The following is a 16,681-nucleotide window of genomic DNA, read 5'->3' as shown; positions in this document are numbered from 1 at the left end:
TTTGAGAGTTTTTGCTGTCGCTAGATGGTCAATGTGACACTGACCACGGATATATATCTATATGCATTTTCAAATCTCCAAATTTTCAAATCTTCAAATTTGTAACCGCTTAGTCAGCAAACGAATTGAGTGCCACCGTAGGTTTTCCTGTGTTATCAAAAGCCCCCAAGGTGTAACCTACCCAATTATTGTAAGCCTGTGGTTCCCAATACAAAACGCCCAAGCCTTTCGAACTAGAAACAGATTTTGTTTTTGTTATAATATCCTTAATGAACGCTTGACATTCTGTAGCCTGATCCCAAGGCATACCGATTTCCACAATCATCACTTCCTTGCCGTAGCGAGAAACCATATCATTCATGTTATTCAAACAATTTTGATTGGCCACCTGCCAAGTCGAATTGGCCCAAGTTGGGTATAAAGACATACCAATGACATCATACTTTGCTCCATTTGACTTCAAGCCATCAAACATCCAACGAAACAGGCTATTATCATAACCATTCGCTAAGTGAACAATCACCTTCGCTTGTGGGAAAACCGCCTTAACAGCATCATATCCAGCATTAATCATTTGAGCAAAACCACTCATATTCGTCGAGGCACGACCCGTTGGCCAGAGCATTCCGTCGTTGGTTTCGTTACCTACCTGTACCCATTCAGGAGTAACATTATTCTTTTTGAGTTCATTTAGCACATCTGTGGTATGATTGGTAATAGCAGTTTTTAGTCCAGCCAAATCCATATTTGCCCAAGCCGCAGGTTTGGTTTGTTTACCAGGGTCAGCCCAGTTATCGCTGTAATGAAAATCAATCATAATACGCATTCCCAAATTTTTGGCACGAATCGCCTTTGCCACCACATCGGCTTTATCGTTATAGGAAGGCGATGGATTTACCCAAACTCTCAAACGAATGGTATTCATTCCCAAGGACTTCATTAAAGCCATTCCTTCCATTTGGGTACCTGCAGCGTTGTAGAATTTGATTCCTTTTGCTTCCATTTCTGTAATCCAACTAATATCTGCGCCCTTGGCAAAAGTAGATGTCACTGGCGTAACAGGCGTTGGTTCGGCTGGAGCTGGTGTATTATTGCTACAAGAAATGAGCAATACCGAAGCCATCAAAAAATGAAAATGTCGTTTTAAATTCATCATGAGAGTTTAAGTATTTGTATTAAAAAGTTAGTGCATAAAATAGAATTCAATTATTTGGCTTTCGGCAATGGGTTTTCGGCAAGAACAAATCTATAGTAACTAAAAAACATGTTAAAACTCTGATTACTGGCCAAAACGAGAAAGTGTTATTCAGGTGCATAGAATTTTTCACTGAATTTTTTAAAAACAGTTTTAAACTGTTGAAAAATGAGTCCAAGACTAAGTCTTGAACTATTTTGTCCAATAATCAAGTTAACACTCTTTACCTTGTGCCTTTTGCCTAAAACACTATTTCTATTCAATCGTATAAGTATAATTCCCAGCTTTCAAATCAAGAGTAATGGTTCTTGTTCCAGTTAGGTTTGACGGAATTTTAATATCTGTTCCATCATACTCAAGACTTAGGTCGGCACCAGTATCGCCCAAATTGATGGTCCAACCGCTATTGGCTCTAAATTTCAAACTACCAACATTTAATTTGGTGGTTACTTTCCAAACATTTTTGGTCGCATCAAACTGCATTGGAATATCATTTGACCAATTTGAACCCTCGGGCGCGTCTCCAATGATAGACCATGTCGTTTTGGTGGCGCTCCATGTATTCGTGTTGGTATTTGCTTTGATTAAGAAATAACCATCTGTTGGAACAAACAAGTTTCCTCCGCTTGTATTTATTGTACCTGATACGTCCGTACCAGTGGTTGTGCTACTCGCCCAACCGTAGGCAATACCATTCCAATCTGGTTGACTTGTCAGTTTAAATTGACGAGTACCGCCCGAAATCCAAACGTAACCTTCATAAATTCCATTCGAATTTCTTGAGGAGATTTTTGGTGCTGTTGCTGGATTCCAGCCCTGAAAATCTCCTGCTACCCAAAGCGATGGGTAATTGATTACGACAATATAAGGCGTAACCGAAACCGTCAATGTATTTGAATACAAATCTGCCACAGATTCAGAAACACTCGATTTTACACGAACTTCCAATTGTCCAACAGCACTTGGCTTGAGTCCTTGTAAAATAGCTAATTGGTTAAAATCAGCTGTGGTATATTTGAATGAGGTTGCATTTCCCAAACTCACTTCTTTAGGCGCTGCAAAATTGGATCCTGCTTTGGCAATTTGCAAGGTATATTTTGCGGCAGCACTAAAACCATAATCCGAACGAGCCCACGTCAAAGAAACAGTACTATCGTTGGCTGTATTGGCCGATAACACATAATTGGTTTGAGTGGAAGACAATTTAGGTGCTTGCGTCTGAGCACTCATATAGGTTTTTACTTCGTCGTTTTCGCAAGCCACAAGACTTTGCAAAAACAAGCTCAAACAGAGATATTTTATGATTTTTTTCATTGAATTTCTATTTAGAAATACCAAAATTGATTTTTTGAACAGGTAAATAATTACTAGTTCAAGACTTAGTCTTGGACTTAATTTTTAATTCAGTTTATAAACTGAAACAAAAGCTAGTCCGAGACCAAGTCTCGAACTAGGTCATTATCCATTTCGGATATCGGATATTGGATTTCGGAAGTGAATCAATTTTTTCGACTCATGTTTTTAAAATTCTAAAACTTCCGAAATCAAAAATCCCAAATCCGCAATTATTGGAAATCCTTCGTACGGTACTAATTTTACATTCTCAATTCATAACTCATCATTCAGCACTACTACTTAGTATCCTTTATTCTGAACCAAATTCGGATTTGAAGAAAGGTCGTTGGCAGGAATAGGGAAGATATTGTATTTATCCTCCACCGAGCGACCGTTGGCAGTACCGCCCTTCCAAGCCCAGAGATAAGCTCCCGTAGTGAATTTTTTATAGCGAATTAAATCCGTTCTTCGGTGTGCCTCATAGTACAATTCACGACCTCTTTCGTCCAAGATAAAATCTAAAGTCAACTGACTGGACACGATATTACCTGTTGTTTTACCATTATAGGCACGGGTACGTAATTGATTTACCAACGACAAAGCTGTACTCAAATCGCCACCCGTTCCACCACGCAATACTGCTTCGGCATAGGTCAAATAGATTTCTCCCATACGGAAAAGTGGAAAATCGATATCCACAAAATTTCCTGCCAAATCTTGATTAGGTGCTTTGGCTCCTGAACGAGTCTTGTTTCTGTATTTTGAAGAAGAATACCCATCTGTTCCAGTGTACAAATCAGTCATATCTCTATTTTGTCCAGTCGTGTAAAACTGAGCACGCGTATCTGTATTGCCAGAAGGGTCAACAAACAAACTCACAAAGTTTTGCGAATGGCGCAAGCCTCCCCAGTTACCATTTGTTCCTGATAAATCACCTGGCAAAGCCGCTTGGCCGTGCGTCAAATAGGTAGTTCCACCCCAGTTTTGGGTATTGGTACCATCGTAAGCTATCATGAAAATGTTCTCTTTGGTGTTCAGATGATTGTCAGCAATGGTCAATTCACGATAATTGGTGTGCAAACCATAATTCGCATCTCTCAACTTGTTACAATAGGTAATAGCGTCAGTATACTTAGGCGTTCCTGTGTATACTTCTGCATTGAGATACAAGCGAGAAAGTAATGCCCAAGCCGCTGATTTTTCAGCACGCGGATATTCGTTTTGTCCTGGTGCCATCAAATCGTTTTCGATAGCTTTTAACTCAGACTCGATATAATTGAATAAATCTTTACGCTGAATTTGCTTTGGAATAGTTGTCCCAATCGCATCGTTTTCTGTGGCAAAAGGAGGATTTCCGAACATATCCATCAAAACCCAATATTGATAGGCACGAATAAAGCGAGCTTCAGCACGGTATTTTCTGATATTGTCAGCATCAGTTCCAGTAATACCTCTTTTGCTCAAATTAGCATCCGACGATTCACGAATAAAGTCGTTACAAAGTGTTATCTGAAAAAACGAACGATAATACAATCCGTTGACAATAGGGTTAATAGCCGACCAAGACATTTCTTTTAGCCCTTTTACACCAGCATCATTTTGCCAAGTCCAAGCAGCCTCGTCAGTCGTGATTTCCTGCAAATTCCAATACAAGCGTAAGAAATCGGAGTTTCCTTCATCTGCAATAATTTGAGAAGGAATATCTGGGCTACCCGTGCCACCTGTATTACCCGTCAAAGCAAAGGCTGCATATACTTTCGCCAGACCTTGTTTGTATCCTTGTGGTGTTTTATAAACCGTTTCGGACGTAATGTCATTGGTTGGCAATAAATCCAAATCGCTTGTGCAGGATGTACCAATACTCAGTAAAAATGCTGCGAGAGTTATTTTTATATAGGAAATTTTCATGGAATTGTCATTAAAAATCAAAGTTCAAACCTAAAGAGAATGTACGTGGACGAGGATACAAATTGCTATCAATACCCGAAGCCACTTCTGGGTCAAGACCTGTGTATTTGGTAATCACAAATACGTTTTGAACACTGGCATTGAGACGTAAATTGACATTGCTATTTTTCATGATTTTACCCAAATCATAACTCAAATTCGCATTGTCCATACGCACAAATGAGGCATTTTGGATATAATAATCACTCAACAATTGTTGGCTATTTCCTTTGAATCCTGTTGTCAAATAGTTGGTAGAGGCATTGTAAAGGATATTATTCCCTAAAATTTGATTCTGTACACCACTTTGACTATAGTTGTTATTATACACATAATTACCCACCGACGAGCGCATCACAACACCCAAATTCCAGCGCTTATAATTGAGTGAGCTACTCAAACCAAAGAAGACTTTTGGCACAGAACTTTTACCTCTATACAAATCATCTTGGTTGATTACGCCATCACTATTTCTGTCAACGAATACACCTTCCAATGGTTTGCTATTGGCGTCATAAACTTGCTTATATAAATAGAAAGTATTACGAGAATAACCCACTGAGTTGATGAAGGCAAACTGTCCTCCAATACCGCCTGCAATTCCACCTGAAGGGAAACCAACATAATTTTGGTCGACAGGCACTACGGTAAGATTGGTAATTTTGTTTTCGTTGTAAGTGGCATTGAAATCTAAATTCCAAGTCAACTCACGTTTGCGGATAATTTGTGTACTCACACTAAACTCCACCCCTCTGTTTTCCATACTTCCGACATTGGCAACGATAAACGCCGAGAAGTTAGACCCCGCAGGTTGCGGAATATTATTCAATAAATCTTTGGTCTTTTTTACGTAAAAATCAACACTACCTTTTACACGACCGTCCCAAAAACCGTAATCAAGAGCAAGGTTGGTCGATGCAGTTTCTTCCCATTTCCGATTAGCATAAAATCCTCCTGGGCGGTAACCTTGATAATAACTATTGCCAAACTGATAAGCCGCATTTGGCGCACTTAAGGCATAATAAGAATAGTAATCATAGTTTCCGATACCATCTTGCTGACCCGTAACCCCATAACTGGCACGAAGTTTTAGGGTAGAAAGCGTTTCATTTTTTGCAAAAATTCCTTCTTCCTTCAAATCCCAAGCCAAGGCAATGGATGGAAAAAGACCCCAACGATTCGCAGGTGCAAATCTTGACGAACCATCACGACGAAGCGTAGCTGTCAAGAAATATCGGTTGTTGACCGAATAGTTAGCACGACCAAAAAATGAAATCAAGGTATTTTCTGGTTTGTCAAAAGGAAAAGCGGGGTCTGTGTTCGGGTACTTTTCGCCACTAGCAGTGTAGCTAGCATAGTTATAATTGGTGGTTAGGTAATTATTGTAAGAATAACCAGCCATCACATCCACACGACTTTTGAGGAAGCGTAAATCTTTGACATAGTTGAGATAAAATTCGAGTAAGGTATTTTGCTTAGTTTGCTTGTAGATATTATTAGTTCCGCCTTTGCCACCAACTACATACCCAATCGCTGAGCTGTCGGATACATAGACTGTACCTTCACCCTTAGACACATCATAGCCCAAGTTGAGGTTAGCACGTAATTCAGGAAGAAAATGGAATTTATAATCAAACTGGATATTGCCAATACTACGTTGCGGCGTACCTTCATCATAGCGTTGCTCCAACATTCCAAGAGGGTTGCGACCTGCCAAGTTCATCAAACCTGTTGGCGAATTACGATCGAGCCATTCAAAATATCCCCCAAAACGTTGTGGATTTACTGTTGCATAAACGGGTTGCGTTGGATCAAAACTTACAGCGGCACCAATCGCACCTAAATTTGCGAATCTTGATTTCTGAAGAGAACCTTTCAAACTTAAATCTACCTTTAGATGGTTATTAAAAAAGGTGGGATTTAATGACAAAGCTAGAGAAGTACGTTGTAGTTTATCCGTCTTCAAAACCCCAGTTTGGGTCTGAAATCCTAGTGAAACTCGATAAGGTAATTTTGCAACTTCCCCTCCAATACTCAAGTTATTGTCAGTCATGTGAGCCGTCTGATAAATCACATCTTGCCAGTTCGTATTAGCGGTACCCAACATAGCTTTTTGAGCGGCTGTTCCTTTTTCATTTACGATAGTACGAAACTGATCTGCGCTCAAAACACTTACTTGTTTAGCAACGGTAGAAAGAGAATTGACAGAAGAAAAATTAATGCGTAAAGCTCCGCTTTTACCTTTTTTAGTGGTAATAATGATAACGCCATTTGAAGCACGAGTTCCATAAATTGCCGCTGCTGAGGCATCCTTCAACACCGTAAAAGTTTCGATATCATTAGGGTTGATAAAACTCAAAGGATTGGACGCTCCTGCAATGCCACCTTCTCCCTCTAATGGGACACCGTCAATCACAATCAAAGGATTATTACTCGCACTCAACGATGACCCTCCACGAATACGAATCGTACTACCTGCACCGGGCTGACCGCTATTAGAGATAATAGAAACCCCTGGCACTTTGCCCGAAATCAATTGCTCTGGCGTAGTTATCGCGCCAGTTTGGAAATCTTTAGAAGTAATAGACGTCACCGAACCTGTCAAATCTTTCTTGCGACTTGTTCCATAACCTACTACAACTACCTCCTCCAAAGATGTGTTATCTGCTACCAAACTTAGGTTTATGGTCGTTGCGGTCGAGACTGTTTTTTCAACTTTTACATAGCCAACCGAACTAAACACCAATATATCTCCAATACTTGCCTTAATTTTGTACTCACCTTTGGCATCGGAGATAGTGGCAGCTTTTTTATTTTTAACCGAAATACTCACTCCTGGCAGCGCTTCGTCTGAAGCATCTGTCACGCGACCTGTAATTAATTTGTCTTGCGCATAAGCAAAAATACTGCTTAGCGTACACAGTATTGTCAAGACAGAATACCATAAACATCTTCTCATTTTTGACTTTTTTTTATCAATATAGTGCTATAAAATATTTTCAAAGTCAAAATTAGATAGGCTTTTAGGTAATTATTTGTGCTATCGTTCCAAACTTTGTCGCTATCGTTCCAAATATGCGCTCAGGGAATTATTCTAAGTAAAAATGCCTTACTTTAGAATAACTATTTTTACTGTTTCGTCTTGAAATCATTCAGTCTTGTATGTCAAAAAGATTCATTTTATTCATTCTTGGAAATATCCTATTTTCCTGCTTTCCTACAAAAAATATTTGGGGGCAAAAATGGGATATGTCTTTTAAGCATATCAATATCGAGCAAGGGCTTTCTAATAGTACCATCGAGTGTATTTATCAGGACAAAAGAGGCTTTATTTGGATAGGTACAAGAGATGGTCTCAACCGTTATGATGGTAAACATATTGTGGTTTATAAAAATGAATCGAACAATCCATTTAGTTTGAGCGACAATTTTGTCACTGCTATAACGGAGGACTCTCAAGGAAATATTTGGATAGGAACGATTGATGGCTTAAATCGTCTGGATGAAAAGAAAAATACTTTTGAGCGCTTTTTTTACCAAAAACAAAATCCTAATAGCCTTGGAAATAATGCGATTACCTCCTTATTGAAAGACCAAAAAGGACAACTTTGGATTGGAACTCAGGGGGGAGTTTTGAATCTTTGGAATGGAGACCATTCCTTTAAAAAGTATGCCTTAAATACATCTACACATGGGCAAACTGCCATTACGAGTCTTTATCAAGATACAGAAAACAACTATTGGGTTGGCTCAAATAAAGGACTATATTTTTTTGAGCCACACAATGGACATTTTCAATATACAGAAACTATTACTGGCTCTCGTCCTACCGTCAATTGTCTCGCACAAGATGCTCAAGGAAATCTATTGATAGGAACAAATGGTCAAGGATTAATGAGTTTTAATTATCGTTTGGGATTGAAAAAACGTTTTGTGCAGCAAGATTTAAACCCTCAATCTCTGGCGAATAATCTGGTAAAATCCATTTGGGTCGATCATAAAAAACAAATATGGATAGGTTGCATCAACGGAGGTCTCAATCTATTTGAACCACTGACAGGTCATTTTACAAATTACCAACCACGTCCCGAAAACCCCAAAAGTTTAAGTCAAAGAACCATCTCAGCTTTGTTTGAAGACAACCAAGGAAACTTATGGATAGGCACACATAGAGGCGGAATTAATTTGTATATGTCTCAAGTACAAAAATTCCAATTATTTCGACAGCAACTCAACGAAAATAGTTTGAGCTACAACGATGTTCGGGCTTTTTGTGAAGATTCATCTGGTGATATTTGGATTGGTACAGACGGCGGAGGCTTGAATCTTTTCCATAAAAACACTCAAACTTTTGAGCATTTCAAGCATAATCCTTTTCAGACAAACAGTATAAGTTCAAACGAAATTTTAGGCTTGACCCAAGACCATCAAAAACGACTTTGGATAGCCACTTGGGGGGGGGGATTGAGTGTATTGGAAAAGGGTTCTCGTAGTTTCAAACGATTTTTACAGCAGGAAAACAACCCCAATTCTCTTGGCTCAAACTATGTCCAACAGGTATTCGAAGACCGTCAGCAACGTCTTTGGATTGCTACCTATTATGGCGGTTTGTATCAGTATTTACCTGATGGAAGATTTATCAAAATACTTTATGGAAAAAATCGAAAATCCCAGCTATTGGGCAATAATATCATTTGTCTAAACCAAGATTTAAGAGGAAGAATTTGGATAGGAACTGATGACGGCGGACTCAATTGTCTTGATCCTCAAGCGGGTGTTTTTTCTCACTACTTTCACAAAGATTCCCAAAAACCAGACATTCGAATCATTTTTGTAGACCGACAAGGGCGTATTTGGGTAGGTCATCGAGGACTTTATCTATGGCATGAAAAAGAACAACGGTTCAAGTTATTTACGACCAAAGCTCATTTATCGGAGGATTTTATCAAAGGAATCGTACAAGATGATGAGAGCAATCTATGGATTTCTAGTTCAAATGGCATCACCAAACTAAACCCACAAAACCTTCAATTTCAACAATATAACTCAGCTGATGGCTTACAGGGATTGGAGTTTGAGCCAAACGCAGCATTGCGTACCAAAGACGGACAGATTTATTTTGGAGGAGTGAAAGGCTTCAATGCTTTTTATCCTCACAAAATTTCAAACAATAACTACATCCCTCCTATTTATTTGACCAGTCTTCAAATTTTCAATAAAAAGGTAGGTGTTGGTAAAGAATCGCCTTTGGAAGAAGATATTAGTTACCTCAAAACGCTGGAACTAAGTCACAGACAAAATACCTTTTCGATTGACTTTGCTGCGCTCAACTTCACCGCATCAGAAAATAATCAATATGCTTACAAACTAGAAGGCTGGGACAAAGATTGGATTATTGCAGGCTCCGAAAACCGTGCATCTTATACCAATGTAAGTCCTTCGAATTATACCTTCATGGTAAAAGCTTCTAACAACGATGGCGTTTGGAATCCCGAAGTAACCACTTTAGAAGTCATTATTCACCCTCCATTTTGGGCGACTTGGTGGTTTAGAGTTATTGCATTCATATTGATTCTGACGGGTATCCGTACTTTTTATCAGTTTCGTAGGCGCATGGCGATTCAACAACTTAAGGAGCAACAAAAAGAAGAACTTCATCAGGAACAATTGCAGTTTTTTACCAATATTTCACACGAATTACGAACGCCACTTTCTTTAATACTTGGTCCATTGGAGAAACTCAAAAAGGATTTTCCAAGTCCTTTGGCGCTTCCCTATTATGATATGATTCAACGAAATGCCAAGAGATTATTGGCCTTGACCAATGAATTAATGGATTTCAGAAAAGTGGAATCTGGCGCACTTCAATTGCATGTCATGCAGGGGAATATCAACATTTTCCTGACAGAAATTGCAGAAGAGTTTCAAGATTTGGCGACAGAAAAAGGAATCGATTTCAGGATTACTCCTACATCTTCTCAACAAACGCAATGGTTTGATAGACAGATTTTAGAAAAAATTGCGATAAATCTCCTTAGCAATGCCTTTAAGTATACCTCTAACGGCAAAAAAATTGAGATACAGATATTGGAAAGCTTAGAAAATTTTCAACCTCAATATCAATCACAATTGCGCATTACCAATGGTTTTACCAGTTCTCAAATGCTATATCTCCGTGTGGCAGATCAAGGAATTGGTATTTCTCAAGAATCTATTTCTCAGCTTTTTGAGCGATATTATCGTACCACAGAGTCACATATTGGCTCTGGCATTGGTTTGGCATTTGTCAAAAGTTTAACCCAATTACACAAAGGTTCGATTTGGGTAAGTAGTGAGCGCGGTGCTGGCACAGAAATGTTGATTGGTATTCCTTCAGGAGAAAAAGACTACCTTGAATATGAAAAATGGCTCACGAATAGAACTCAAATCAGATTAGAAAGTCTTTCTAATTCGCTGGAAAGTCAATTTACCGAACCAGAAGTACCTTCAAAGGTCTCATTGGCGCAGGCTTCTTCCACCAAAATTCTAATAGTAGATGACAATGACGAATTACGAACTTTTTTGAAGGATGCCTTACAAAATGAGTATCTAATCATTGAAGCAGAAAATGGGCAGTTGGGATACGAACAAGCCAAGCAAAATCATCCCGATGTGATAATTAGCGATGTCATGATGCCTGTCATGAATGGTGTTGAATTTTGTAAAAAGCTCAAAACTGACCCACTTCTCAATCATATTCCTTTTTTGATGCTTACGGCCAAATCCGCTTCTGATGCTCAATTAGAAGGAGTTGCCTCGGGAGCAGACTATTATTTTGCGAAGCCCCTTAGTATCGATATTCTAACCCTAACGCTCAAGAATATTCTCAGCCAAAGACAGAAATTCAAAGAGAAATACGGTTTTGCCCAACTTTCCGAAAAAATCCAACAAATAGACGAAGAAAAGGATCAAGCTTTTTTGAATGATTTTCTACAAATTATTCATGAAAACCTTTCCGATCCAGAAATGAATATCGAGTTGATATGTAATAAAATCGGCATGAGTCGAACCAAACTTTACTCAAAGGTTAAAGATTTAACAGGTCAACCCATTGGTGATTTTATCAGAACCATTCGCTTGAAAACAGCTCTACAGCTCATGACCGAGCAACAAATGCCGATAGCCGAAGTCATGTATCGAGTGGGTATTCAAACTCAATCCTACTTTACCAAAGCTTTCAAAAATGAATTTGGCAAAACACCAATGCAGTTTTTGAAGGAGTTGAAGGGGTAACAGGCACAAAGGAGCAAAGGCACAGAGGCACAAAGTGGTTAGGGGTTAGGCAAGGAGGGGATAGGGGTTAGTGTTATGGTTATGGTTGAGGGATCAGGGGATAGGCACAAAGTGTTTTCACTCCCTTCAAAGTTTTTAGTTGAACTATTTTAAACCCACGTTGTGCCTTTGTCCCTCTGTGCCTTTAATACTATGTATCAATCCACCCTATTCTTTTATTTCTTACCCCTCTCCCCTGAACCCTATCCCCTAACCACTTTGTCACTATGTGCCTTTGCCGCTTTGTGCCTAAACCCAAACCCTCTTCCATCAACACTATCCCCTAACCACTTTGTGCCTTTGCCACTTTGCGCCTAAACCTAAACACCTCCCCTCCCCCTCATATCAAACTATACAACCACTCAACATAACCTTCTTCCCTTTTTCGTGGTAAATGTTATCTTGCTAAAATTCTCATTTTGGGTTCGATTTTATCCTATTAAATAGTTCATCAAAATGACTAAATCTTATTATAAAAACATCTTTAACAGTATGCCAACTTTCTTTAAAGCACTTCTCACTTCGGCATTGGTGGTATCGAGTTTAGGTTCCATCGCCCAAACTAAGTTTGAGTGGAAATCGGCTAATTCAAGTGGTTTTACCTACAAATATGTAAGTAATGACCCGATGAAAGCTCGTTTTTATCAGCTTAAAAATGGATTAACCGTTATTCTCAGCGAAAATCACAAAGAACCACGCATTCAAGCACTAATCCCCACACGTGCTGGTTCAAACACAGACCCTAAAGACCATACTGGTTTGGCACACTATCTTGAGCACATGTTGTTTAAGGGTACCGACAAATACGGTTCATTGGATTGGTCAAAAGAAAAACCGCTTTTAGACAAAATTGATGCACTTTATGAGCAGTACAACAAAACAACTGATGCTGCCAAACGTAAAGAAATTTACAAAGAGATTGACAAAACTTCTGGTGAAGCTGCCAAATATGCCATTGCCAATGAGTATGACAAAATGATGGCAGCGATGGGTGGTCAAGGTACCAATGCCTTTACTTCGTACGAACAAACGGTTTATACAGAAGATATCCCGACAAACGCTATTGACCGCTTCTTAGCATTACAAGCTGAACGCTTCAGAAATCCAATTCTCCGTATTTTCCATACTGAATTAGAAGCAGTATATGAAGAAAAAAACCGTAGCTTGGACAATGACCCTTGGAAAGTTGAAGAAATCAAATACGCCGCGTTGTTCCCTACTCACAATTATGGTCAACAAACGACCATTGGTACAATTGAGCACTTGAAAAACCCATCGTTGATCGAAATCAGAAACTATTTCAAGAAATACTATGTGCCAAACAACATGGCCATTATCATGGTAGGTGATTTCAATTCTGATGAGTTGATTAAGAAAATTGACAAGGCTTTTGCTTACATGCAACCAAAGCCTGTGCAAGAATATAAGCCTGCTCCAGAAGCACCAATCACTGCTCCAATCGTGAAGGAAGTGTTCGGTCCAACGCCTGACAATATTACGATTGCGTGGAGATGGCCAGGCGCGGTAAGTCCAAAAGAGCATATCATTGGTACTATTGTAGACGAATTGATGTCTAATTCAAAAGCGGGTTTGATTGATATCAACTTGTCGAAAGCACAAAAAGTACTTCGTGCAGGTTCAAATCCAGATTGGAATAAGGATTATTCAGTGTGGACTTTGAGTGGTACACCGAAAAATGGACAATCCTTGGAAGAAGTTCGTGATTTACTTTTGGGTCAGCTTGACTTATTGAAAAAAGGTCAGTTTGACGAGTCTATCATCAAGGCAATTGCAGCCAACTACAAGCTTACGGCAATTCAAGGTTTGGAAAAAAATGACGCTCGAGCTTATAAATTATTAAATGACTTTGTGGTTTCTAAAGGCGCAGATTGGAACGAAACGTCGGCGATGACCGATGCTTTGAGCAAAGTTACCAAGCAACAAGTAATCGATTTCGCTAACAAGTATTGTGGCAATGGATACGTTGTCGTATACAAGCGTAAAGGTGAGGATAAAAATATCTCTAAAGTAGATAAGCCAGAAATCACACAAGTTGAAACCAACCGTGAAAAACAATCTGAGTTTTTGAAATCGGTTAATGGAATGCCAATGAAGGAGATTCAACCAAAATGGTTGGATTATAACAAAGACTTACAAAAAGGAAAAGTTGGTCCAGCAGAGGTACTTTATGTAAAAAATGAAGACAATGATTTATTCCGTTTGACCTATCGTTTTGATATGGGTAGCTGGAATAGTAAGGTATTACCTATTGCTTTGCAATATTTGAATTTCTTAGGAACGCCAACTATGTCGGCTGAAGAAATCAGTAAGGAATATTACAAATTGGCGAGTAACTTCGGAGCAAACTTTACCGACCACCATATCAACCTTTCGCTCTCGGGCTTGAATGAAAACTTCGACCGTACCGTTTCGATTTTCGAACAACTTATTACACAAGCAAAAGCAGACCCTGCAACGTTTGAATTGCTAAAAGGTCGTTTGATTAAGCAACGCAATGATGCAAAAGCCAACAAAGGCGCAATACTTCAAGGTTTGGCACAGTATGCACAATTTGGGGCGAAAAATCCTCGTACTGCGCTGAACTTTACCAATGATGAATTGAAAGCATTGACAGTTGACGAGGTGGTAAACTTCCTAAAAGATTTATTCAACTTCAAGCATACAGTTATTTACTACGGACCAAAATCTTTGGAGCAATTCAGTGCTGATATTTCAAAAGTGCATAAATTCCCTGCACAATTCAAAGCAGACTTACCATTGGTTGCCAATTTTGATCGCATAACGCCTTCAAAAACACAAGTATTGTTTACAAACTTTGACATGGTACAAGCTGAAATCGACTGGATTCGTCCAACTGTGAAGTTTGATCCAGCTCAAACGCCAGTGGTGGAGTTATTTAATAATTACTTCGGTGGAGGTATGTCGTCAATCGTTTTCCAGACTATTCGTGAATCAAAAGCTTTGGCTTACTCGACTTATGCCTATTATTTCACGCCAAATACGAAGGATGAAAAATACTATTTAGTTGGCTATGTAGGAACACAGGCCGATAAATTGAATGAGGCTATTCCTAGTATGAATGAGCTTTTCAACGTTTTCCCTGCTTCTGAAAAGAACTTGGAAACTGCGAAAGAAAGTATGTTGAAAAACTATCAAACAGAGCGTATCACACAAGATGCTATTGCATTTAACTACTTGGCAGCTCAAGAAAAAGGTTTGAATTATGACGAGAGATCTAAAATCTTTGAAGCATTAAGTAAGTTAGGTTTGGAAGACTTGAAAAAATTCCAAGAAGCAAATATTGCAAATAAACCTGTTACCTATTGTATTGTCGGTTCGGACACTAAAATCAAAGTAGACGAACTTAGCAAATACGGAGAAGTGAAAAAATTAACACTTGAAGAGGTATTTGGGTATTAATTGTTAGATTAGAGTATAATTAAACTTAGAAGTCGATTAAAATAAGCACATTATATTATTTGTTTATTTTTTCGAAATCCTACTGTTTGAGCCGAAGGCGAGTTTAGGATTTCTTGACTTTCTTTTGTTACTTTTCTTGTGTCAAGACAAGAAAAGTAAGGTGTAGTGAATGGAAACTTTGTTTTTCTGACAAATACCCAAAAATGATTAAATATGCTCTTCACAATAAAAAAACGGCTATGAGTTTCGTAGCCGTTTTTTTATTTATAAACTTTCACCATCTTCCAGAAGTTATTCATAAAATACTATCTCAAATATCAGATGGAAACTAACAATACAGAAATATATCCCATTGCAATAGTTGGCGGAGGTTTGGCAGGGTTATGCGCAGCAATTCATCTCCAAAAATCTGGAAAACAGGTAATTTTATTCGAAAAGAAGCATTACCCTTTCCATCGGGTTTGCGGTGAATATATTTCTAATGAGACCAAAAACTATCTAACTAAAATTGGACTTAACCTAGAAAAGTTAGATATACAGAAAATTAGCAAGTTTCAATTTACAGCGCCATCTGGTAGAAGTCTTCACTATCCTCTCGACCTTGGTGGCTTTGGATTGAGTCGATATACTTTGGATAACGAACTTTACAAAATTGCCCTAAAATGCGGGGTACACTGCCAAACTGGTACCGAAGTTGAAAGCATTCATTTTGAAGAAAACCAATTTAAAATTCAACTAAGCCATTCTAATCAAATTATTTATGCTAACTATGTATTAGGCGCTTATGGAAAACGAACCAAGCTAGACCAGTATCTACAACGCCCCTTTCTTCAGGCACGAAGCCCCTACATTGGAGTCAAATATCATATACGATACGACTATCCAAAAGACCTCATCAGTTTGCACAATTTTGAGAATGGATACTGTGGAATTTCGGCTATTGAAGACAACAAATACTGTTTGTGTTACTTGACAACTCGGGAAAATTTAAGAAAATATAAGAGTGTATCTGAGATGGAAAGGAATATTCTCTGGAAAAACCCTCATCTTAAGCAAATATTTTTGGAGGCAGAATTTCTTTATGACAAGCCTGAGGTAATAAATGAAATTTCATTTTCTCCTAAAAAACAAATTGAAAATCATATCATTATGATTGGAGATACAGCAGGACTCATTACACCACTTTGTGGAAATGGTATGGCAATGGCTATTCATGGCGCCAAACTTATTTCGGAAATTATACTAGAAAATTTTGATAATCGTGAAGCTGTTGAAGTCCAATATCAAAATGCATGGAAAAATTATTTTGGGTTTCGATTATGGGCAGGCAGACACATTCAATCATTGTTTGGGCATCCAGTACTAACTGAATTTGTACGCTATTTTTTTAAAATATGTCGTCCAGCACTAGGTATATTCATACAATCTACGCATGGAAAAGAATTTTAGTGA

General features: G+C 38.5%; 7 protein-coding genes. 3 read left to right on the top strand and 4 right to left on the bottom strand.

Annotated elements, in window-relative coordinates:
* Positions 1 to 109: 109 nt before the first annotated feature.
* The 4 genes from QM524_RS02380 to QM524_RS02365 all read right to left on the bottom strand — a co-directional run bounded on the left by QM524_RS02380 (position 110) and on the right by QM524_RS02365 (position 7,436).
* Positions 110 to 1,156, bottom strand: coding sequence for a glycoside hydrolase family 53 protein (locus tag QM524_RS02380; protein WP_283343311.1), 1,047 nt, complete (start codon positions 1,154 to 1,156; stop codon positions 110 to 112).
* 294 nt (positions 1,157 to 1,450) lie between these two features.
* Positions 1,451 to 2,509 (bottom strand): SusE domain-containing protein, encoded by a 1,059-nt coding sequence (locus tag QM524_RS02375; protein ID WP_283343310.1) that lies wholly within the window; start codon positions 2,507 to 2,509, stop codon positions 1,451 to 1,453.
* 321 nt (positions 2,510 to 2,830) lie between these two features.
* Entirely contained in the window at positions 2,831 to 4,438 is a 1,608-nt protein-coding gene (locus QM524_RS02370) for a RagB/SusD family nutrient uptake outer membrane protein (RefSeq protein ID WP_283343309.1), read from the bottom strand.
* Positions 4,439 to 4,448: 10 nt separating this feature from the next.
* Positions 4,449 to 7,436, bottom strand: coding sequence for a SusC/RagA family TonB-linked outer membrane protein (locus QM524_RS02365; protein ID WP_283343308.1), 2,988 nt, complete (start codon positions 7,434 to 7,436; stop codon positions 4,449 to 4,451).
* 203 nt (positions 7,437 to 7,639) lie between these two features.
* On the opposite strand from QM524_RS02365, the gene QM524_RS02360 reads away from it, so the two are divergent.
* The 3 genes from QM524_RS02360 to QM524_RS02350 all read left to right on the top strand — a co-directional run bounded on the left by QM524_RS02360 (position 7,640) and on the right by QM524_RS02350 (position 16,678).
* Positions 7,640 to 11,749, top strand: coding sequence for a hybrid sensor histidine kinase/response regulator transcription factor (locus QM524_RS02360; protein WP_283343307.1), 4,110 nt, complete (start codon positions 7,640 to 7,642; stop codon positions 11,747 to 11,749).
* 531 nt (positions 11,750 to 12,280) lie between these two features.
* Positions 12,281 to 15,229 (top strand): M16 family metallopeptidase, encoded by a 2,949-nt coding sequence (locus tag QM524_RS02355; RefSeq protein ID WP_283343306.1) that lies wholly within the window; start codon positions 12,281 to 12,283, stop codon positions 15,227 to 15,229.
* Between the two features lie 321 nt (positions 15,230 to 15,550).
* Entirely contained in the window at positions 15,551 to 16,678 is a 1,128-nt protein-coding gene (locus tag QM524_RS02350; RefSeq protein WP_283343305.1) for an NAD(P)/FAD-dependent oxidoreductase, read from the top strand.
* Positions 16,679 to 16,681 lie beyond the last annotated feature (3 nt).

Origin of the sequence: Flectobacillus roseus, assembly GCF_030056595.1 — a bacterium.
GTDB lineage: Bacteria > Bacteroidota > Bacteroidia > Cytophagales > Spirosomataceae > Flectobacillus > Flectobacillus roseus.
Note: the sequence above shows the minus strand (reverse complement) of the source record. Positions and strands in the feature narration are given on the sequence as shown.